16 protein-coding genes and 1 pseudogene are annotated in these 21,080 nt (G+C 63.1%); 3 read left to right on the top strand and 14 right to left on the bottom strand.

The window, feature by feature from the left end:
- Window positions 1–18: 18 nt before the first annotated feature.
- Entirely contained in the window at window positions 19–267 is a 249-nt protein-coding gene (locus F6X24_RS13535; RefSeq protein WP_151088504.1) for a hypothetical protein, read from the bottom strand.
- A gap of 144 nt (window positions 268–411) precedes the next feature.
- Here F6X24_RS13535 and F6X24_RS13530 point away from each other — a divergent pair, with 144 nt between their 5' ends.
- A complete protein-coding gene (locus F6X24_RS13530; RefSeq protein WP_151088503.1) occupies window positions 412–2,724 on the top strand; it encodes an efflux RND transporter permease subunit in 2,313 nt (770 codons plus the stop codon).
- A gap of 238 nt (window positions 2,725–2,962) precedes the next feature.
- Complete coding sequence (locus F6X24_RS13525; RefSeq protein WP_151088502.1) at window positions 2,963–3,742, top strand: oxygenase MpaB family protein; 780 nt, start codon at window positions 2,963–2,965, stop codon at window positions 3,740–3,742.
- Window positions 3,743–3,875: 133 nt separating this feature from the next.
- On the opposite strand, the gene F6X24_RS13520 is transcribed toward F6X24_RS13525, so the two are convergent.
- The 7 genes and pseudogenes from F6X24_RS13520 to mnmA all read right to left on the bottom strand — a co-directional run bounded on the left by F6X24_RS13520 (window position 3,876) and on the right by mnmA (window position 14,191).
- Entirely contained in the window at window positions 3,876–6,416 is a 2,541-nt protein-coding gene (locus F6X24_RS13520) for an excinuclease ABC subunit UvrA (RefSeq protein WP_151088501.1), read from the bottom strand.
- A gap of 92 nt (window positions 6,417–6,508) precedes the next feature.
- Entirely contained in the window at window positions 6,509–9,013 is a 2,505-nt protein-coding gene (locus F6X24_RS13515; RefSeq protein ID WP_229725098.1) for a TonB-dependent receptor, read from the bottom strand.
- A gap of 105 nt (window positions 9,014–9,118) precedes the next feature.
- Window positions 9,119–9,849, bottom strand: a pseudogene (gene rpe, locus F6X24_RS13510) (ribulose-phosphate 3-epimerase).
- Between the two features lie 140 nt (window positions 9,850–9,989).
- Entirely contained in the window at window positions 9,990–10,313 is a 324-nt protein-coding gene (locus F6X24_RS13505; RefSeq protein WP_151088499.1) for a hypothetical protein, read from the bottom strand.
- A gap of 93 nt (window positions 10,314–10,406) precedes the next feature.
- Window positions 10,407–12,095 carry a S8 family serine peptidase gene (locus F6X24_RS13500; RefSeq protein WP_151088498.1) on the bottom strand — a complete coding sequence of 563 codons (1,689 nt, stop codon included), beginning with the start codon at window positions 12,093–12,095 and terminating at the stop codon, window positions 10,407–10,409.
- Window positions 12,096–12,157: 62 nt separating this feature from the next.
- The gene (locus F6X24_RS13495) at window positions 12,158–12,928 is read right to left on the bottom strand and encodes a hypothetical protein (RefSeq protein WP_151088497.1); all 771 of its coding nucleotides are present in this window, start codon (window positions 12,926–12,928) and stop codon (window positions 12,158–12,160) included.
- A 102-nt stretch (window positions 12,929–13,030) separates the two neighbouring features.
- Window positions 13,031–14,191, bottom strand: a complete 1,161-nt coding sequence (gene mnmA, locus F6X24_RS13490) for a tRNA 2-thiouridine(34) synthase MnmA (protein ID WP_151088496.1) — start codon at window positions 14,189–14,191, stop codon at window positions 13,031–13,033.
- Between the two features lie 147 nt (window positions 14,192–14,338).
- Here mnmA and F6X24_RS13485 point away from each other — a divergent pair, with 147 nt between their 5' ends.
- Window positions 14,339–14,965, top strand: a complete 627-nt coding sequence (locus F6X24_RS13485) for a beta/alpha barrel domain-containing protein (RefSeq protein WP_151088495.1) — start codon at window positions 14,339–14,341, stop codon at window positions 14,963–14,965.
- Between the two features lie 75 nt (window positions 14,966–15,040).
- Here the strand turns inward: F6X24_RS13485 and trmB are convergent, their stop codons facing one another.
- From trmB to F6X24_RS13455, 6 genes are all read right to left on the bottom strand, one after another.
- Window positions 15,041–15,703: a tRNA (guanosine(46)-N7)-methyltransferase TrmB gene (trmB, locus tag F6X24_RS13480; RefSeq protein WP_151088494.1), complete on the bottom strand. Its 663-nt coding sequence runs from the start codon at window positions 15,701–15,703 to the stop codon at window positions 15,041–15,043.
- A gap of 85 nt (window positions 15,704–15,788) precedes the next feature.
- Complete coding sequence (locus tag F6X24_RS13475) at window positions 15,789–17,090, bottom strand: bifunctional folylpolyglutamate synthase/dihydrofolate synthase (protein ID WP_151088493.1); 1,302 nt, start codon at window positions 17,088–17,090, stop codon at window positions 15,789–15,791.
- Between the two features lie 87 nt (window positions 17,091–17,177).
- On the bottom strand, window positions 17,178–18,086 hold the full coding sequence (locus F6X24_RS13470) for a hypothetical protein (RefSeq protein WP_151088492.1): 909 nt from the start codon (window positions 18,084–18,086) through the stop codon (window positions 17,178–17,180).
- A 92-nt stretch (window positions 18,087–18,178) separates the two neighbouring features.
- Window positions 18,179–18,601, bottom strand: a complete 423-nt coding sequence (locus F6X24_RS13465) for an ExbD/TolR family protein (protein WP_151088491.1) — start codon at window positions 18,599–18,601, stop codon at window positions 18,179–18,181.
- Between the two features lie 109 nt (window positions 18,602–18,710).
- Window positions 18,711–19,418: a MotA/TolQ/ExbB proton channel family protein gene (locus F6X24_RS13460; protein WP_151088490.1), complete on the bottom strand. Its 708-nt coding sequence runs from the start codon at window positions 19,416–19,418 to the stop codon at window positions 18,711–18,713.
- Between the two features lie 76 nt (window positions 19,419–19,494).
- Window positions 19,495–20,919 (bottom strand): HU domain-containing protein, encoded by a 1,425-nt coding sequence (locus F6X24_RS13455; RefSeq protein WP_151088489.1) that lies wholly within the window; start codon window positions 20,917–20,919, stop codon window positions 19,495–19,497.
- Window positions 20,920–21,080 lie beyond the last annotated feature (161 nt).

Genomic DNA, 21,080 nt, shown 5'->3' with positions numbered 1-21,080 from the left:
ACTTTAACTCGATAAATGCTACAGCGACTTCGTGGCCGTCTTCACCTCGGCCGTAGCGGGCGCGCTGGCTTTAGCGGCGGCCATTTTGGCTTTGCAGCAGGCGGGCATACCGGCCAGGCTGGTGCCAGCCATGCCTTTCTCGCACTTGGTGGCGGCTACGCCGGCGCAGTGGTCGGCCTTTTTGCCTTTGGCGGGCTTATCACCGTCGTGGGCGAAGGCAGTAGCGGTCGAAGTTAACAGGGCGAAAGCGAGCAGGGATTTTTTCATAACTACAAAGAGAAACAATTGAGGAAAATAGGAGGTTGCAGGTAGTCGCGACTCCTAAAAGTACCTGTTTTTTTCGGAAAAGCCGAAGCTGGTGCCGGGTCGTACTTCCACGCGCGAACTCGCCGGGTTCACGCTCCTTTGCTTATGCCTCTTCGCCGAACTGCCTACCTCACGCTGCTGGTGCTGGCCCTGCTCACGGGGCTGGCCGGCTACTTTGCCGCCCAGCTGCGCTTCAATTATAATTTTAATGATTTTTATCCCGCCGGCGACCCCGACCTGGACTACTACCAGGGCTACACCCGGCGCTTCGGCAACGACAACGACTACCTGCTGCTGGGCCTGGAGGCGGGGCCGGGCCAGACGGCTTTTTCGCCCGCCTTTCTCACGCAGGTCGATAGCCTGACGCGGCTGGCCCGGCGGCAACGCAACGTGCTGCACGTCAGCTCCCCCACCACACTCAGCCAAACTATTGTGGAAGGCCTCGGGGCGTATACCCTCCCCTACCTGCACCCGGCCGACTACCGCGCCGACCCCAGCCGCCGCGCCGCCGACTCCACCCTGATTTATCGCACGCCGGGCCTGGTGGGCAACATCTTCAGCACCGACGCGCGGGCCGTGGCGCTGGTGATTCAAACCACGCCCGACCTCAAGAAGCCGCCCGGCGACTCGCTGCTAACCGAGCTGCGCCTCGGGCTGGCGCGGGCCGGCCTGCCCGAGGCGCGGGCGCACTTTGCGGGCCGGGCGGTGGCACAGTCGGTCTTTGTGGACCGGCTGAAGTGGGAGATGGGGGTATTCATGTCGCTGTCTTTTGTGCTGGTAATGGGGCTGTTGTGGCTCACGTTCCGGACCTGGTGGGGCGTACTTTTACCGCTGGTAGTAGTACTGGGCGCGATAGTATGGGGCCTGGGCGTGATGGGGGCCTGCGGCATCAGCATCGACCTGATGACGGCCCTGCTGCCGCTGATGCTGTTTGTGGTGGGCATGTCGGATACCATCCACATTATCAGCCGCTACGTGAGCGAGCTGGGCTACGGCGCGGGCAAAAAGCACGCCCTGCGCACTACCATCAAGGAATCGGGATTCGGCTCGCTGCTGTCGGCGCTCACCACCAGCATCGGCTTTTTTACGCTCATGACGAGCACCATCCGGCCCATCCACAATTTCGGGCTGTTTACGGGCATTGCCGTGCTGCTGGCTTTTATGCTCAGCTTTACGCTGTTGCCGGCCATGCTGGTGTTGCTCAATAAACCCGCCCTGCGCCAGCCCCGCCGGCACGGCCACGACTGGGACGGCGTGCTGGGCCGCCTTTTTGTGGGCGTACTGCGCCGCCGCCGCCTGATTTTCACCTTGAGCGGCCTGATACTGGTGGCGTCGGTGGGGCTGGCCCTGCGAGTGCGCATCAACTCGTCTTTGCTCGATGACTTAGCCAAAAGCGACCCCGTGCGCAAGGATTTCGCGTTTTTCGACCGGCAGTTTGCCGGCGTGCGGCCTTTTGAGCTGGAGCTCAAGCCCGCCGGCGGGCGCAGCATCTACGACCCGGCGGTGCTGGCGCAAACCGAACGGATTGAACATTATTTAAAGACTATATACGGGCTACGCTTTTCGGCCTCGCCAGCCACGCTGGTGCGCACGGTGCATCAGGCCCTGCACGGCGGCGGACTGGCCGAGTACCGCCTGCCTGCCGATTCGGCCGGACTGGCCCAGCTGCGCGGGCCGCTGCGCCAGTTCCGCAAGCGGCCCGAGTTTCGGGCCCTGGTGCTGCCCGATGGCTCAGCCGGCCGCCTCACCGGCCGCATGGTGGATGTGGGCAGCATCCGGGCCGACGCGCTCAACAGCGCGCTTCGCCACTTTTTGCGGACCGCTATCGACACCACCATCCTGCGTACGCGCCTCACGGGGTCGTCTAACCTCATCGACAAAAACAACGAGAGCCTGACCCTGAACATGATACAGGGCATGGCGATTGACGTGGCAATGGTCACGATTATCGTGCTGCTGCTGTTTCGGTCGGTGCGCATGACCATCGTGGTGCTGGTACCCAATTTGCTGCCCATTCTGGTAGTAGCGGGCGTAATGGGCCTGGCGGGCGTCAATATGAAAGTGAGCACGAGCATCATCTTCACCATCGCCTTCGGCATCGCGGTAGATGATACCATTCACTTTATCAGTAAATTGCGCCTTACCATGGGCCACGAGCCCAATTTATTCAAGGCCGTGCGGCGAACCTATATTCTGGCCGGGCAGGCCGTTATTGTTACCTCCCTAATATTGGTGGGCGGCTTCGGCACGCTGCTGTTTTCGTCGTTTGATGGCACGTTTTACGTGGGTCTGCTCATCGGACTGACCTTGCTCTTCGGCGTAATAGCCGAGCTGACCTTGCTGCCGCTGCTCATTTTGGGCGTGTACGGCCGCAAGCGCAAAAGCCCGCCGCCCGTAGCCACACTGGCCGGCCACTAATACCTCCGGCAGCTCCGGTAACTTCCTGGCAGCTATAGAGGCGCATCCTGGCGCCTCTACAGCAACCTGTAACCTGATTTTGAGGACAGTATCGCAGTTTATAGCCAGACCAAACCCGGCCCAGCACAAGGAGCAAAAATGCGGGAAGATAGCGTAACTTTGAATTTCAAAGTTACGCTATCTTCTCCTAGGCTTAGGCGCTGGCACTACGGTGGGGAGGCTTTTGTCTGGTCAGCTTATGGAATACTTCGTGGCTCCCGGCTCCATCGTGCGCCGCATCTGGGGCACTGCCGATACGGTGCTGTTCATCTTTGCCGGGGCGGCGGCCGAGTTTGCGCTTAATAAGGCTGTTGACTGGCTGTACTTCACCGGGCGGCTGCCGGCCGACCCGCTGGGCCGGCTGTTTTCGACGGTAGACTATGCCCGGCGCATTGTATTTGCCGACCGGGCCGGGGCCGAAAAGGCCATTGCTGGCATTGCAGCTATTCATGGCGCAGTTGAGGCCAGCCGGGGGCAGGCCATTCCGGCCTGGGCCTACCGCGATGTGCTGTATATGCTGATTGCTTATTCCATCCGGGCATTTGAGGTGCTGGAGCGCCCCCTTACCCCGGCCGAATGCACAGAAATAACGGAGGTTTTTTGCCGCGTGGGCCAGCGGATGGGTATTGTTGACTTACCTGCCTCCTACCCGGCCTGGCAAGCCGACCGCCAACGCCACCTGGCCGCCGACCTGGCGCCGAGCCGCTTCACCGCCGACCTCTACCGGCAGTATCGGCGGCACCTGGGCGGCCCGCGCTACGCCCTGCTGCGGGCCGTGCAAGGCCTGGTGGTACCGGCTCCCGTGCGCGAGCAGCTGCACCTGGGCCGCAGCGCGTGGCTGCGGCCCGCGCTGGCTTTTTACCGCAGCACCAGGCACCTACCCCTGAGTAAATATCTTAAAAACACTATGTTATCCCACGAGTACCGGGCCCGCATAAAGGCGCTGGATGAAGTACCAACGGCTTATTCACACTTGTAGGTCAGCTTTACTATTGGCAATTTATAATACTGATTATCAGTGCGAAATAAAACAATACGTAAAAAATATACTATTAATTACTATAACCCATTCTGAAGGACGGTGGCCTTATGGCCCGCGTCGTTTTCGGGCGCTAGCCCTCGGCCAGGAAGCGGGCCAGGTAGGGCGCGGTGCGGCTTTGAGCGGCTTGGGCCACCTGGGCCGGCGGGCCCTGCGCCACGACGCGGCCACCCTCTTCCCCGGCGCCGGGGCCAATGTCGAGTACCCAGTCGGAGCCGGCTACTACGCGCATATCGTGCTCCACGACGAGCACAGTATGGCCGGCTTCGACGAGGCCGTTGAGCTGGGTGAGCAGCTTTTCGACATCGGCGGGGTGCAGGCCGGTGGTGGGCTCGTCGAGCACGTAGAGCGTGTGGGCGCGGGCCTGGCGCTGCAGCTCGGTGGCCAGCTTGATGCGCTGGGCTTCGCCCCCGCTCAGCTCGGTAGCCGACTGCCCCAGACGCAGGTAGCCGAGGCCCACTTCGCGCAGCACCGTGAGGGCCCGGCGCACGCTGGGCTCATCGGCAAAGAACGCCCAGGCCTCGTCCACGGTCAGGCCCAGGATTTGGGCTATGTTCTTGCCCTGGTAAGTGACTTCCAGCGTTTTGGCATTGTAGCGCGTGCCGTGGCAGGTAGGACACGGCGAGTACACGCTGGGCAAAAACAGCAGCTCGACCATCACAAAGCCCTCGCCCTGGCAGGTTTCGCAGCGCCCCTTAGCCACGTTGAAGGAAAACCGCCCGGCATCGTAGCGCCGCCTGCGGGCCTCCGGCGTGGCAGCGAAGAGCCGGCGCACGTGGTCGAACAGCCCCGTGTAAGTGGCCATATTGGAGCGCGGCGTGCGGCCGATGGGCTGCTGATCGACCCGCACCAGGCGCTTAATAACATCCAGCCCGGCCGTGACTTTGCCTTGCAGAACTTCGCCCTGGTCGGCCAGCTCCAGGATTTCTTCGGCCGCCTCGCTGCTGACAGCGTCGACAGCGTCGGCTTTCTGGCCCAGGGCCTCACTCACCAGCTCAACCAGCACCTGGCTGACCAGCGTCGATTTGCCGGAGCCCGACACGCCCGTAACGGTTGTGAACACACCCAGCGGAAAGGCGGCAGTAAGGCCGCGCAGGTTGTGGCGCGTGACCCCGGCCAACCGCAGCCAGCCAACTGGCGGCCGCACGCTGCGGGCGGGCGGCGCCGCCTGGCCCAGCAAAAACGGCCGCGTTTGCGAGGCGGCCACTCCGGCCAGGCCGGCGGGTGGGCCGCTGTATAGAATCTGGCCGCCCTTCTCGCCAGCGGCGGGGCCTACGTCCACGAGCCAGTCGGCGCAGCGCACCACGTCGAGGTTGTGCTCCACAACGAAGAGCGAGTTGCCCGCCTTTTTCAGCGTAGCGAGGGCTTTGAGCAGCGCCTGGGTATCGGAAGGGTGCAGGCCGGCCGAGGGCTCATCGAGCACGTACACCACCCCGAACAGATTGGAATAGAGCTGCGTAGCCAGGCGCAGGCGCTGCAGCTCGCCCGGCGAGAGCGTGGGCGTGCTACGCTCCAGGGCCAGGTAGCCCAGGCCCAGGTCGAGCAGTACCGTCAGGCGGGCGCAGAGGTCCTGGGTGATGCGGCGGGTTACTTCGGCCTGGGCTTCGTCGTGGTCGGGCGTGCCGGCCGTGCCCTCGGCGTAGGGCTGCAGCCGGGCCGCCACCTGCTGCAAGGGTAGCCGCGCCAGGTCGGCAATATCGAGTCCGGCGAAGGTGACGCTCAGCGACTCGGGCCGCAGGCGCTTACCGTGGCAGAGCGGGCATTCCTGGCTCAGCATGTACTGCAGCACCCGCTTTTTCATGAGCGCGCTCTGGGTGTTGGCAAACGTGTGCAGCACGTGCCGGCGGGCGCTGCTGAAAGTACCCATGTAGTTGGGCTGCTCGCGGCGCTTGAGGGCGCGCTGCGTCTCGGCGGGCGAGTAACCGGGGTACACCGGCACCACCGGCTGCTCGTCGGTAAACAGAATCCAGTCGCGCTCCTGCTGGGGCAGCTCGCGCCAGGGCCGGTCCACGTCGTAGCCCAGCGTGACGAGGATATCGCGCTGGTTTTGCCCGCCCCAGGCCTGCGGCCAGGCCGCGATGGCCCGCTCGCGGATAGTGAGCGAGGGGTCGGGCACCATCGAGTCTTCGGTTACTTCATACACCCGGCCCAGGCCGTGGCAGCGTGGGCAGGCACCCTCGGGCGTATTGGCCGAGAAGCCTTCGGCGTAGATTATCCCCTGCCCTTGCGGATAGTTGCCGGCCCGCGAATAAAGCATCCGCACCAGGTTGGAGAGCGTGGTGACGCTGCCCACCAATGAGCGCGTGGTGGGCGCGCCACGCTGCTGCTGTAAGGCCACGGCCGGCGGCAGGCCGTCGATGCTATCGACCTCGGGCACTGATAGCTGATGAAACAAGCGCCGGGCGTAGGGCGATACCGATTCGAGGTAGCGTCGCTGGGCCTCGGCGTAGAGCGTGCCGAAGGCCAGGCTCGACTTGCCCGAGCCCGATACGCCGGTGAATACTACCAAGGCATCGCGCGGAATGTCCACGTCGATATTCTGAAGGTTGTGCTCGCGGGCGCCGCGCACGCGTACAAAGCCAGGAGCAGGCTGGGGGGAGAGGTTGTCAGACATAGCAGGAGCTTGGCTACGTCCATACGGAGCATAGGCTTAAGGCGGCTAGCTGCGGTGGATTACTGCTCCGGGTAAAGTAGGACAAACGGCATTTAAAACCGGGCGATGGCCCGCAGATTTACTACGCGCTGCGATAAGTAGCTGGGCACCGCGTAGGTGCGGCCGTTTACATCCTGCAAATAGCTGTAGCCGGCCACGTTATTGGCCCCCAGCAGGTTAAGAATCTCCAGGCTTAGCCACAGGCTTTCGAGCGAGTACAGGTGCGGCTTGGGAGCACTGCGCAGGCTCACGACCTTGGAAAACCCGACATCGACGCGCTGATAGGGCGTAGTAAGTGCGCCCGCGCCCCGAAACTGAGGCAGGCCGGGCGGACTAAACGGCAGGCCGGTACCAAAAACCAGATTCAGGTAGCCGCGCACGGAGGGGTTGTCGGGCAGGTGGTCCTGAAAGAAGATGCTGGCCGTCACCCGCTGGTCTTGCGGGCGGCGGATGTAGCCCAGCGTTTCGAAGCCGGTACGCTTGCCATTCTTATCGTAGGTGGCGGTGGTGTCACCCTTTTCCTGGGTGGTGAGCACGCCCAGGCTCAGCCACGACTCCACGCCCTTTACAAACTCGCCGGTGAGGCGGGTTTCGAAGCCGGCGGCGTAGGCCGTAGCGCTGTTGGTGGCGTAGTAGCGCAGGCGCACATTGTCTACTTCGTAGGGCACCACGTCGGTGAGGCGCTTATAGTACGCCTCCGTGTTGAGGCGGAAGGGGCGGTCCATGAGGTGCACCTCAATCTGGCGGCCCAGCACAAAGTGCAGCGACTTCTGGGCCCGCAGCTCGGTATTGAGCTGGCCCTGCATATCGCGCAACTCGCGGTAGAAGGGCGGCTGGTCGTACACGCCGGCTGCCAGCTTCCAGCTGCGCTCGGGGTGGCGGCGGCTGCGCGCGGCAAACTGAATGCGGGGGCTGATTACCAGCTCTTCATTAACCGACCAGTAGTGCGCCCGCACGCCGTAGGTAAGCGTTTTGAGCGAGTCAATTTGCCAGGTGTGCTGGGCGTAGCCCTGGGTGCGCTGGCTTTCCAGGCTGAGGTTGGTGGCGAGGCGGGTGCGCCGGGCATCGGGCACGTAGTCGGCCGAGTCGGCAAAGCTGTACTCATCAATCTGGTCATGAATGATTTCGTGACCGGTTTTGATGCCCCAGCGAATGGTGTGCGGGCCGGTGGGGTCGCCGCCGGGGTTCCAGCGGCCCCGTAGCTCGGCCGTGTACACCTGCGCCGTGAGGTCGTTGCGGGCGTGGTTGAAGCTGGAGCCGATGTTGCGCTGGCGCACGGGCTGGTTGAAATCGGGGCTGTTGGGGTCGCGGTTTACGTCGGCAAAGGTGTAGGCAGCCTCCACATCGCGAAACTCAAACTCGCGGGTAGTCAGCGCCGACGCCAGCAAGTCGAGCTGCAGGCCGGGGTGAAAGTTATGCCGCAAGTCGAGGCCCGTCTGGTAGGTATCGTACTGCATGCGCTCGCGGCCATCATAGTAGATGTTCACCCGCGCCACCTGGTTCACGTCGGTCGAGAACGTGACCTGCCCGCTCACCGGCACAAAGCGGTAGTCGTTGTGGGCCACCACGCCCAGGATACCCAGACTGGTTTTCTGCAGGTCGCCATCCTTGCGGCCCAGGCCGATATTGACGTACGCCTGGCCGTCGTAAAAGGTCGGGTTGTAGTTGCCCTGCTGCTGATTAAGGGCATTAAATACATACTGCGCATTCTTGTAGCGCACCCCAGCCAGGTAGCTTACCCGGTTGTTGGCCGAGCGGGCCTCGACGTGGGCGGCGCCGCCCACGAGGCTGGCCGTGGCCGAAGCGGCAAATTTTTCGGGCTCTTTGTACTGAATATCCAGCACCGAGGAAAGCTTGTCGCCGTACTTGGGCTGCCAGCCGCCGGTACTGAAATCGACCTTCTGCACCAGGTCGGGGTTGATGAAGCTCAGCCCCTCCTGCTGCGCCTGCGTCACCAGAAAGGGTCGGTACACCTCAAACCCGTTGACATAGAGCAGGTTCTCGTCGTAGTTGCCGCCACGCACGTTGTAGGTGCTGGTCAGCTCGTTGTTGCTGATTACGCCCGGCAGCGTTTTGAGAATAGCGTTAAAGTCGCCAAAGGGCGAGGGCAATACCTTGGCCGTCTGCGGGTCGAGCTGAATGAGGCTGGCCTGCTCACGGGTATCGGCCCCCGCCGAGCGGCCCCGCACGGTTACGCCGCCCAGGGCCTTGGTATCGGCCTGCAAAGCCAGGCGCAGGGGCTGGGCGGCATCGTCGGGCAGGCGCAGGAGCTGGCGTAGGGGAAGGTAGCCCAGGCGGCGCGCTACCAGCACTACCGGGCCGCTCACGGGCCGGGCCAGGCGCAGGGTAAAATTGCCCTGGGCGTCGGTAGTGGCGCCGCCGGCCCGGCCTTCGAGGCCCACCACGACCAGTTCGAGCGACTGGCCCTGGGCATCGCGCACGGTGCCCAGAAGCACGGTAGCGGCCGCTGGCCGGGCCGGCGTGGGCACCTGCTGGGCCAGCGCCGGCCCGGCCAGCGGCAGCGCACTTAATACGAGGAGTAACGGTAGAGGCTTCAAACGCAAAGGCAGCAGAAAATATAGTCCGTAAAGCTACGCCGGTCCCGGTGGCGGCGCTCCCGGCTTTTTAACTTCTCCAACCTCACTTTCAGTATCGGGAATACCCTATTTATTTGCCGCCGGAGCCGGGCCGGCTTCGCGCAGCAGCTGGCGCAGGGCGGCCAGCGTAGCTACCGGCCCGCCCGGCGACTTAAACACGAAGTTGCCGGCTACCAGCACGTCGGCCCCGGCCTGCACCAGGGCGGCAGCGTTGGTCTGGCTTACCCCACCATCAACTTCGATGAGGGCGGCCGAGCCGGTATCGAGCAGCAGTTCTTTCACGGCTGCCACCTTTTGCAGCGTGTGCGGAATAAACGTCTGCCCCCGAAGCCGGGGTTAACCGACATTACTAGCACCAGGTCGAGGTCGGCGGCAATGTCTTGCAGGAAGCTAGCGGGCGTGGCGGGGTTCAGGGCCACCCCCGCCGTGCAGCCCAGGCTCTTGATTTGCTCCACCACGCGGTGCAGATGCGGGCAGGCTTCGTAATGCACGGTGAGGTGCGTAGCGCCCGCGTCGCGGAAAGCCGCCAGGTAGTCCTGCGGCCGCTCTATCATCAGATGCACGTCGATAGGCTGCCGGGCATGGGGCCGCAGCGCCTCCAGAATAGGCAGCCCGAAAGAAATGTTCGGCACAAACCGCCCATCCATCACGTCGAAGTGCAGCCAGTCGGCTTCGGCGGTCGCCAGCAGTTCGGCAGTAGCCTGGATATTGGCCAGGTCGCTGGCCAGCAGCGAGGGGGCCAGCAGCGGCTCGCGGCGCGGGCGCGGCGAAATGGGGTCGGGCAGGGAATAGCTCATCGCAACAAAAGTACGGAGCGTAGTATGAGGCGCAGAAAGGAAAAGTGGGGAAAGAAAAAGGCTGTTGGGCTTGCTCCTACCCGTAGCAAGCCCAACAGCCTTTTTCTTCCTTCGCCCGCACCCCTGGCGGCTTAAGTAACCTAGTCGGCTTTCTTCTCGAAGGGGCGCCAGTCGAGCTCGCCGCTTTCCTTGCGGCGCAGAAAGTACGTCTGGTCATCGTCTTCGCGCTTGCCAAAGGTGAGGTCACCTTTGCAGTCGCGGCATTTCACACTGGTATATTTGAATTTTCCCTGCGCTACGCGCGAGGTCAGGTCCAGGTTATCGGAGCCGCAGAGGCCGCAGGCGGCCACGTCCTGAAAGCTCAGGCGGTCGTACTCGGCCACGGCTTCGTGAAAGTTTTTGCCTTCCACCGTGAAGTGAAACTGGCGGCGCCCAATGCGCTTGGTCGTCATTAGCTGTAACATAGAAAGAGGCGTCTGATTGACGGCTTAAAGTTACGCAGACAAAGTCACAATACCAATATTTTTGGCTCAAACAAGCTATTTTAATTAGCAATTCTACTGCCGCACGAACCGCACCGTTTGCAGGGCTCCGCCGGCCACCGGCTGCACGGTGCAGAGGTAAGCGCCCGGCGCCAGGCGGCGACCAGGCAGGCGCAGCGCCGCCGTTGCGGCCGGGCTGGCGGGCAGCAGCTGCTCGCTGAGCAGGGCCCCTTTGGTATCGAGCACCCGCACCCGCAGCACCTGGCGGCGCAGGCTGGGTGGCACGCTCAGCATCAGCTCCTCGCGCTGGCTGGGGTTGGGAAAGATGGCCAGGGGCGACTCGGCCGCCGGCCCGGCGCTGGCAGCCAGCGGGGCGCTGGGGTGCAGCAGGTTGTAGGCTTTGCCAAAATCAGCAATGCCGTAGCCCAGGGTATTATCGGGGCTTTGCGCCTGGGAGGCGCCGTTTTTGAGCGCCGCAATTACCTGCTGCGCCGTGAGCGTGGGGTTGGCCTGCCAGAAGCCCGCTACCAGGCCGGCCAGCTCGGGACAGGCGTAGGAGGTGCCGCTGCCGCGCATGATGGTGCCGCTGGGCGTCAGCACTGCCGACGACACGCCCATGGAAGAAAGCGTGGGCTTGATGCGGCCATCGGCGGTTGGGCCGTAGGAGCTGAAGCCGGCGTGGTTGCGCAGCGAATCGACGGCCCCGACCGTAATGATGCTGTCCGCATCGGCCGGCACGCTCACGTAATGCCAGCTGTTGCCGCCATCGTTGCCGGCCGAGTTTACGACCACTATCCCCACGCGGGCGGCTCCCAGGGCCGCCCGGCTGCTAATTGCCGTGCGGCCGTTGAGGTCGGCGTAGCTGTGCGATAAGGCCGCATCATCGAAGGTAGTATAGCCCAGCGACGAGCTGATAACATCGACGCCGACCGAGTCGGCATACTCGGCGGCGGCCAGCCAGTTGGCTTCTTCCACCGGCGACTCGCTGTCAATATCCTCCGTAATGCAGAGGTGGAAGGTGGCGTGCGGGGCGGTTCCGATATAGTATCCTGGTAATTCGCCGCCAATCGTAGAGAGGCAGGCCGTGCCGTGGCCGTTGCGCAGGTACACCTGCCGGCCGCCATCCACAAAGTTGCGGGTGCTGGCTACCCGATGCTGCTGCTGCACATTTTGCAGGGCCGTGAGCTGGTCGGCCCCCGGAAAACCGGCGTCAAATAGCGCAATCTGCATATTCTCGCCCCGAAAGCCCGCCTCGTGCATGCCGGGGACGCCCAGCAGCTGGTTCTGGGCATAAGCGGGGCCGTAGGTAGCACGCGGGGTGGCGGGCGCGGGCGGCGTGGCAATGGAGGTAACGGCACCGGCCGGCCGCGGCGACTGTGGGGCGGCCCGGCTTAGCAGCTGCGTGCTTTGCACGGCCGGCAGCCGCTGCACCTGCACCAGGGTGGCCGAATCGCAGGCGACTACGGCGCCGTTGAGCCAGCGCGAGGTGTACAAAACCTGGGGGCTACCCGGCACGGCCCGCAGCTGGGTCAGGTAAGCCGGACTCACGGGCAGGTCGCGGGGACGCACGGCTATGCCCTGGCGACTACGCCGCGCCAGCGCGCGGGCCGACAAAAATGCCTGAGGCTGAGCCACCGAGTACGGGGTGCCGGCCTTGTCTTTGAAATACACAAAGTAGCGGTACCCGGTCGTCTGGGCCCGGGCACCGGGAGCGGCGGCCACGAGCAGCAGCAAGGCAGCGACTGCACCTAATAAATTTTTCATATTTATAGCACTACAGGTAATATCAGCGTGGTTACCGGAGCGGCTGGCCGGCGCAATACCCACTATATCGTTCCCTTGTCAATCAGCACTTCGAAGCGCGAGTACCCATCCTGCACCACGCCGGGCGTGAGCTTGGTGGAGTTGTCGGGCAGCAGGTAGTAGGTATTGTGGCTAAAGCGCCGCCGCTGCACCAGGCCGGTACCACTGGCATACACCTGCTGCAACCCCCTCTGGTACAAGGCATTCACGTCGTCGATACCCCCATCGAGGGTCGTTTTGGTGGTAACGGTGACAGGGTACGTAACCGCAGGCTGGCCCTGAGCCGCCGGCACGGTATACGGCGCGGCCACGTTGGGGCCATAAAAACGGGTAAGGCTGGTGATAGTGTCGGGCGAGGCGGAAAAGGCCATGTCGTTCCACCCTTTATTCGCCTGCACCGGATATATCAGCGCTACTGTGCGGATGTTGTTGCGGGTTACCACCACGGCCCGCGCCATGGGCTGCACCACAAAGGCACTGTCATCGACCCAGCCGGCAGCGCTGTTGGGGCGCTTGGAGCGCACCAGGCGGTAGGCCGGCTGCCCCGCCGCATCGGCAAACTGCTCGGTTACGCGCTCCCGAAACTGGTAGTTGCTGACCGTCAGCGCGCCTTTCAGCCAGCTGGAATCGGCCACGGCATACGTGCGATAAGTGCCTACCTCAACGGGAAAGTAATTGTCGTAGGCGGGCACCACTACCACATCGTGCCGGCAGCCGGCCAGTAGCACCGGCAAGGCCAGCAGACCAAGTGCCCAGGGGCGATAAGCGGCAAGCAAGCGGAGAAATGAGCTCATAAATATAAAAAAGGCGGGAGCCTCGCGGCTACCCGCCCAGTTGGCCTTCCAAGATACTACTAGCTGACGATTTACTTACTTACTATATAAAATAACATATTTTTATACTTCAACGTCATCCGTTACAGCCGCCACCGGCACCTCGCCAATCACGTGGCGCTCAATCCAGCCGCCGCCCAGCACATCATCGCCATCGTAGAAAACGGCGGCCTGGCCGGGCGTAATGGCGTGCACCGGCTCGGTGAAGTAGATGTTAATCTTGTCGCCGTGCTGCTCCAGGAAAGCCGGTGAGCCGGCGTGGTGGTAGCGCACTTTTACCACGGCCGGCACCAGGCCCTGCCCTTCCAGGTTGCCGACCTTGCCCATGTTGAGCATGTGTACGGTGGTAGCGGTGCTGGCCAGCTCGTCGTAGTTGCCCAGCACTACCTCGTTGGTTTCGGGCCGAATAGCCGTCACGTAGGCCGGGAAACCCAGGGCAATACCCAGCCCTTTGCGCTGCCCGATGGTGTAAAACGGGTAGCCCTCGTGGCGGCCCAGCTCGGTGCCGTCGGCCAGCACAAAGCGGCCCCCGGCCACGCGGGCTTCCAGCCCCGGCACGCGGCGACGCAAAAAGCCGCGGTAGTCATTGTCGGGAATAAAGCAGATTTCGTAGCTCTCGGGCTTGTTGACCAGCGCCGTGAAGCCCCGGCGGCGCGCCTCGTCGTAAATCTCAGTTTTGCGCATGGCCCCCAGCGGAAACAGCGTGCGGCTCAGGCTCTGCTGCGTCACGCCCCATAGGGCGTAGCTCTGGTCTTTGTTTTCGTCCAGCCCTTTGCTCACCACAAAGCGACCAGTATCAGCATCCTGGCGAATCTGGGCGTAGTGGCCGGTGGCAATAAACTCGCAGCCAAGCTGGTCGGCGCGGCGCAGCAGGGCATCCCACTTAATGTGGGTATTGCAGAGCACGCAGGGGTTAGGCGTGCGGCCGGCCAGGTATTCGCTGGTAAAGTTGTCGATAACAAAATCGCCAAACTCGTCGCGGATATCAATGATGTAGTGCGGAAAGCCCAGGCGCACGGCAATATCGCGGGCATCGTTGATGCTGTCGAGCGAGCAGCAGCCGGTTTCTTTTTTCGAGCCGCCGGCCGTGGCGTAGTCCCAGGTTTTCATCGTCATGCCCACTACTTCGTAGCCGGCTTCGTGCAGCAGCACGGCGGCTACCGACGAGTCGATGCCGCCACTCATGGCCACGAGAACGCGGCCTTTGGTTGGGGTTGGGTTCATGAAAGCGGCAAGCCACTCAGGGAGGTGAATGTTCCGACTGGCGCCACTACAAAGGTAGTGAGCAGTGAGTAGTGAGCAGTGAGTAGTTATCGGAACGACCTTTGCGGCTCACTACTAATCGCTCACTGTTCACTACTCACTGAAGAAATGTCCTTAGCTCTTCCCGTGCTCGTGCGCGGCATCAACAATCTTTCGGACGCCCGCTACTGCGCGGGCATGGGGGCCCAGGGCCTCATTTTTACGCTCGACCCCAGCTTGCCGGGGGCCGTGGACTCGGCCACGGCCCGTGAGCTGGCGGGCTGGGTGGCCGGCGTCGATATCATCGGCGAGTTTGGCTACGTGGCCGGGCCCGAAATCAACCGCCTGGTCGAAGAATGCGGCCTGACGGGTGTGCTGCTGCGCCTCGACCGCGCCCGCCAGGCCTGGCCCGAAGGGCTGGCGGTGCCCGTCCTGATTGAAGTACCCGCCAATCTTATCACCAATCAGGCCCATTACGCGACGGCCCTTCATGATGTCAGCGCCGCTTTTCCGCAGGGCTTTGCCTTGTTTACCACCGCCCCTCGCCCCTACCCGGCCGACTACACTTACTGGCACCAGCTGGCCCGCCAGGCGCCGCTGTGGCTGGCCAGCCCCACCGACCCCACCGAAGCCGCCGACCTGGCCCAGCAGGTGCATCCGGCGGGCCTTGTCCTGGCCGGGGGCGAGGAGCTAAAGCCCGGCCTGCGCGATTTTACCGAGCTGGAAGCCGTATTTGAGGCCCTGGAAGAAGCGTAGTAGCGTGAGCGCGGCGAGTTCGCGCGTGGTAATATGCAGCACCCTGTTCCCACGCGCGGACTCGCCGAGCCCATGCTATAGCGTAAACCGCACGTACTTGATGGGCACGCCCACCGCGCGGTACTTGCCCTCAAAGTGCGTCTGGATAGCCTGAGCCGCCGCGAAAGCCGGGTCAGTTTCGGCGTAGAGGTCGCGGGTCGCAACCTCGATGCGGGCTTCGGGTCGCCCGGCCAGGACTTCTAAAGTGTACTCAAATAAGCCTTCGCTGTCGGTTTTGAGCTGGGCTACCCCACCGGCGGCCAATAGCGTTTGGTACATATTCAGAAAGCGCGGCGACGTGAGCCGGCGCTTAATGTCGCGGTCGCGGGGACGCGGGTCAGGGAAGGTTATCCAGATTTCGCTCAGCTCGCCGGGGGCAAAGTGCTCGGTGAGCTGGTGCGCCAGCAAGCGCACGAAACCCACGTTTTGCAGGCCCAGCGCCTCGGCGCGGGTGCTGCCGCGCCAGATGCGCTCGCCCTTGATGTCGAGGCCCAGGAAATTCTGCTCGGGATGAAGCTGGGCCAGGCCCACGGTATACTCGCCTTTGCCGCAGCCTACTTCGAGCACCAGCGGATGGTGGTTGTGGAAAAAATCAGCGCCCCAACGGCCGGAAAGCTGGCCAAAAGCTGGCTTGCCCGGCTCTACGATATCGGGTCGGGTGGCATTTTCGGCGAAGCGCTGGAGTTTAATGCGGGGCACGGTAACTTATTTTTTAGGCTAAAAGGGTCACAAAACTACGCGCTAATCCCACGCTGTTTCCCCTTCGGCCGCGCCAGCGGCCGTGCTACTGATACAACTCCGCTACCTCAGCCACCACAAAGGTGCTGCCGCCGATGAAGACAACGTCTTCGGGGCCGGCGGCGGCGCGGGCAGCAGCCACGGCAGTAGCTACGGGGCCGTAGGCCTCGCCCCGAAGGCCTACGGCCGCCGCCTGGGCCGCCAGCTCGGCAGCCGGCAGCGCCCGTGGAATAGCCGCCTGGCAGAAATAATACGTGGCCGTGCGGGGCAGCAGCCCCAGCACCTTCGCTATATCCTTGTCGTTGACCACGCCGATAACCAGGTGCAGATGCTGGTGCGGCACCCGGGCCAGCTGCGCCAGCACAAGCTGCAGGCCGGCTTCGTTGTGGCCCGTGTCGGCCACCACCAGCGGGTGCTGACCGATGATGCTCCAGCGGCCGCGCAGGCCGGTCAGGCGCGTTACCTCGCGCAGCCCCTGGCGCAGGGCACTTTCCGGGATAGTGAAGCCTTGCGCGCGCAGCTCATCCAGCGCCGCCAGCACGCCGGGCAGGTTCAGGCGCTGGTAGTCGCCGAGCAGGCCCAGCTCCACGTGTGCGAGCCACGGCTGGCCAGCACGCCAAATATCTAGTATTTGCCATATTCCAGCCTCGACAGCGGCCGGGCGCGCTTCGTAGCGCGTGTCGGCAAACAGCAGCGGGCTGCCCTCCTGCCGGGCTTTGGCCTCAAATACGGCGGCTACCTCGGGCTGCGTCTGGCTGACCACTACGGGCCGGCCGGGCTTGATAATACCGGCCTTTTCGCCCGCAATCTCGGGCAGCGTATTGCCCAGCATGGCCTGGTGGTCGTAGCTGATGTTCGTAATTAACGATAGTAGCGGCGTAATGATATTGGTGGAGTCGAGCCGGCCGCCCAGGCCCACTTCCACTACCGCCACATCGACCTGCTCGGCGGCGAAATAGTCGAAGGCCAGCGCCACGCACATCTCAAAAAACGACGGCTGAATATCGGCAAACAGGGGCTGGTGCTCCGCCACCCAGCGCACCAGATATGCAGGAGCCAGCTCCTGCCCGTTCACCCGAATGCGCTCGGTAAACTCGCGCAGGTGCGGCGAAGTATAGAGCCCCACCTTGTAGCCGGCGCTTTGCAGCACCGCCGCCAGCAGGTGCGACGACGAGCCCTTGCCGTTAGTTCCCGCCACGTGTACGCTGCGAAACTTCGTTTCGGGATGTCCCAGGGCCGCCGCCAGCGCCTCCGTATTACCCAGGCCTTTCTTGAAGCCGGCCGCCCCTACCCGCTGGTACATGGGCAGTTGTGCGTAAAGCCAGGCCAGGGTTTCGGGGTAAGTCATGGGAATTAAAAATGAAGAATGAAGAATTAAAAGTAAAGCGACCGCCACAAGGCCACCCGGTTTTTAGTCTTCCTTTTTAATTCAAATCTATTTCACGGTGAAGCGGAACGTATAAAAGCCCGTAGCCCCGCCCGCCCCGGCGTTGGTTTTCACAAAGTTGGCGTCGAGCAGCTTGTCGCGGCAGAGCTTCTCCTGGGCCGGCGATACATTGCCCGATACTTTGGTGACGGACTCCACTTCGCCGTCGTCGGTGATTTTAATTTTAAAGCGCACCACGCCGGGGTTGTCGTCCACGGCCTCCACCACGGGTGTATTCTCAAAGCGCCAGCCGCTCATTTCGAGGCCGCTGCCGCCCCCGCTGCCGGGGCGCGAGCCGCTGCCGCCGCTGCCCGGCTGGCCATACAGGGCCTTGGCATCGAGCGAGCCGTTGGGGCTGCCCTGGTCGCCCACCGTGCCGGGATGGTCGCCGTTGCTGTTGCCGGTAGGCGCGCTGCTGCTGCCGTTTACGCCGTTGCCGCCGGCCACGCCGCTAGCGCTGCCTTTGGGCGTGTATAAGGTGCGGGGCTGCTCGCGGGGCTTGGGCGTTTCGCGCACGGCCTCGGCTGCCTTGGGGGCGGGCTTCTCAACGGGCGGAGTAGTCACGCCGGCGTCTTCCGCGTCGCTGGTGAGTACTTTTTCCTGGGCGGCGGGCTGGGCCGGCGCCGTACGCTCTACCTGCGGCTGGGCCGGCTGCGGCGTGGGGTTGGGCCGGGCCGCCGCCGGGCGCGAGTCTTCGCGGTTTTGCGAGGCATTGGCAGTGGCTTTGGTCTGAATATCGCCCGAGCCGGCCTCATCAAGGCCGTAGTTCAGCTCTACGCCGTCGCCCCCCAGGGCAGTCAGCGGCGGGTCGGGGCCTCTGAATACCACAAAATAAAAGAGCAGCGCCAGCAGCAGATGCACGACCACCGTGCCAATCAGAGCCTCGCGGCGGTGCTGTTCGGGATAGTCGAGGGCCATTTTTTGGAGTTATGAGTTTTGAGTTAAAAGGCAGGAGTTAAAGTAATAAGCCAAAAGCTGCCAGCTCATAACTTTTAACGCCTGACTTACAACTATTTTCCAGCCGCCTGTTGCGACTGAGTCGCCATCACCATTTTCATCTTCAGGCGGTTGCCGATTTCCAGTACGTCGACCAGCTTCTGCACGTTCAGGCCGGCATCGACGCGCAGCACTACCGTGGGCTGGGCTTCGGCGGGCTGCCCGGCCGGAATGAGCGCCTTCAGCTCGGGTTCAAGCGAAGCGGCCGTCACGGGCTTCTTATTGACGAAATACTCCCCGGCCGCGTTGATAGATACCGTAATGGGCTGCTTCATCACCTGCTTGCTACTCTTGGCATTGGGCAGCAACAGCTTGATAACGTTGGGATTCACCATCGTGGACACAATCAGGAAGAACAGCATCAGGAAGAACATGATGTCGTTCATCGAGCTGGTCTCGACGTGCGAAGACAGGCGGTGGCGGCGGGAAAGATTCACGTTGTTAAATGTGGAAATTTGAAAATGTGGGAGATGTGAGAATTGCTACTCAGCACCTGGCGCGACTAGCTAGTCATTTTCTCGTTTCCCACATTTCCACATCAAATAATTAATTATCCTGCAGGATGTCCATAAACTCGACGGCCGAGTTTTCCATGCGAAATACCATGCGCTCGACCAGAATGCTGAGCCAGTGGTAGCCGATGTGGGCAATCATGCCCACGATGAGGCCGGCCGCCGAGGTTACCATCTTGGTGTAGAGGCCGCCGGCAATCTGCGTAATGCCAAACTCGCCGCTTGACGAGATGGCGAAGAATATCTTGATAACGCCGATAATGGTACCCACGAAGCCCAGCATGGGCGCAATGCCGGCAATGATGCCCAGGATACTGATGTTCTTTTCGAGGCGGGCAATTTCAATCTTGCCCACATTTTCGACGCTGGCCTCAATCTCGGTGATGGGCAGGCCGATGCGCCGCAGGCCTTTCTCCACCATGCGCGCCAGCGGCGAGGGGTTCTGGGCGCAGTAGAGCTTGGCGCCCTGCAAGTCGCCCTTCAGCATAAGCGCCCGGATACCAGCCATAAACGAGTCGGGATTACCGGCTGCGTTGCGGATGGTAATATACCTTTCAATCATAATATAGATTGAAATGATTGAAAGCAATAAGATGGGAAGCATTATCCAGCCCCCTTTCAGTATCAGGTCGATGAGGGAGAGGCCGGGCGCGGCGGCAGCCATGGCGTTGGCATGGGCCGCAGCCGTATCGGTGGCAATAGTGGTAACGGCGGGGGCAGCTTGCAGCAGGAAGACGGACATTCAGCGAAAGAGAGGATAAACGAAAGAGCAGGCCGGCGCGGCGCCAGCCCGAACAGGCAATGCGTTCGCGTTCAGATTAATAGGGCAGGATAGTCAGCCCTTTATCGAAGTGCCGGTTCTGGCGCAGGCGGCCGGCCGCGGCCACTGCCGAGGCGCGGTCGGGGAAGTCGACGGCCGACAGGCGATAAAGGCGGCTACCGGGGGGCGGCAGCAGTATTTTGGCCGGCCGGCCGGCATGGGCCAGGTTGCGGCGCCCTTCCTCGGCATGAGCCAGCGAACCGTAAGCAGCTACGATAAGGTAGTAACGGCCAGTGCGGCTTTTAATTGTAGTGGCGGCCTGCGAAGCTGAAGAAGCCGGGGCAAAAGCAGGCTTGGCAAGCGGCTTGAAAACCGCTTTGGTGGGCCTTGCCGCCGAAGACTTGCCCGTAGGCACCGCCATAGCCGGATGAGCCACCGGGGCGGCTACAGCCGCCGGAGTTACCGAAGCCGGCACCGGCTTCGGAGCCGCCGTAGCTACCGCGTAGGAGGTAGTCATGTTGCCCGCCCCGGCATGGCGCTGAGCCAGTGGTACGGGCCGGGCAATATTGCTTTCATTGGCAACGGCGATGGCTGCCGCGGCCGGCACCTTGCGGGCTTTGCCCCTGGGGCGCACGGGTACCGGACTGGGTACCGACTGCCGCCGCGAGAGCAGGGCATCAACGGGGTCGGTTTGCCTGGGGGCTGCCTGGGCCGGAGCGGCGACGAAGGCCGCTTCGGGCTTCTCTGTCACCATGGCCGGAGCAGGGGCTGCCTCCGATACCGGCCCGGCCACCGGCACCGAGAAGCCGGGCTGCGCCAGCGCCGCCTGCTGCGGCACGGCCTGGTGCGGAGCCTGCTCCCAGCGGGGCAGACGGCCCTGCCAGGCGGTGGGCAATACGGCGGGGTGTAGATTCAGCAGGTAGAGGCCGGCCACGGCCAGGCCGGCCAGCAGGCCGATAGCCGCCCCTGGCACGGCCCGGCGCAGCCGAAGCCCCCGGCTGGCGGAGCGCAGGCGGGGCACCAGCTGCGCCTGCTGCTCACGGGCCAGGCGGGCGTCAATGACCGATACCGGGTGAGCTGTCAGCTCGGGCAGGCCGAAAGAGGCAGTCAGCAGGTTATCGGTGCCGGTATACTCAAATTGCAGCCCCCGGCCCGCCAACTGCCGAAATACGCCGATGCCCGGCAGCTCGGTGCGCTGCTGGGTCTGGAGGTCGCGGTGCAGGGCGGCCACGGCCTGGCGCAAGGCCTCGCGGGCTTCGGCGGCCGGCAGGCCCAGGTGCTGGCGCAGGGCATCGACGAGCAGGCCATCATTACGGGTAAGGGCCTGATTAAAAGCTACCTGGCGGGTAGGCGGACTGAGCAGGTGCCGGCCGCCAGGCTGCACCCGCGCCGGGGTATACTCGGCCACCAGGCCCCCAAAATCCGGAATAATCACGCAGTCGTGGTCGCGGAGCAAAGGGCGTAGGTGGTCGGAAAGGTTCATTGAGTGAGAGGCTTAGCGGGCGGGCAGGTAAAAGTTATGAGGCTAAAGTTAAGGGCAGAAAAAGGCAATTTCCCGGCTATCGTGCTCCGCTTTCTCGCACCGGAAAGGCCCGGCGGCTTAAAATGAGTACGTTAGCCCGGCTATTGCATTGATTCCCTGGC

Origin of the sequence: Hymenobacter baengnokdamensis, assembly GCF_008728635.1 — a bacterium.
GTDB classification, from domain to species: Bacteria; Bacteroidota; Bacteroidia; order Cytophagales; family Hymenobacteraceae; genus Hymenobacter; species Hymenobacter baengnokdamensis.
This window is presented reverse-complemented; position numbering and strand designations above follow the sequence as displayed.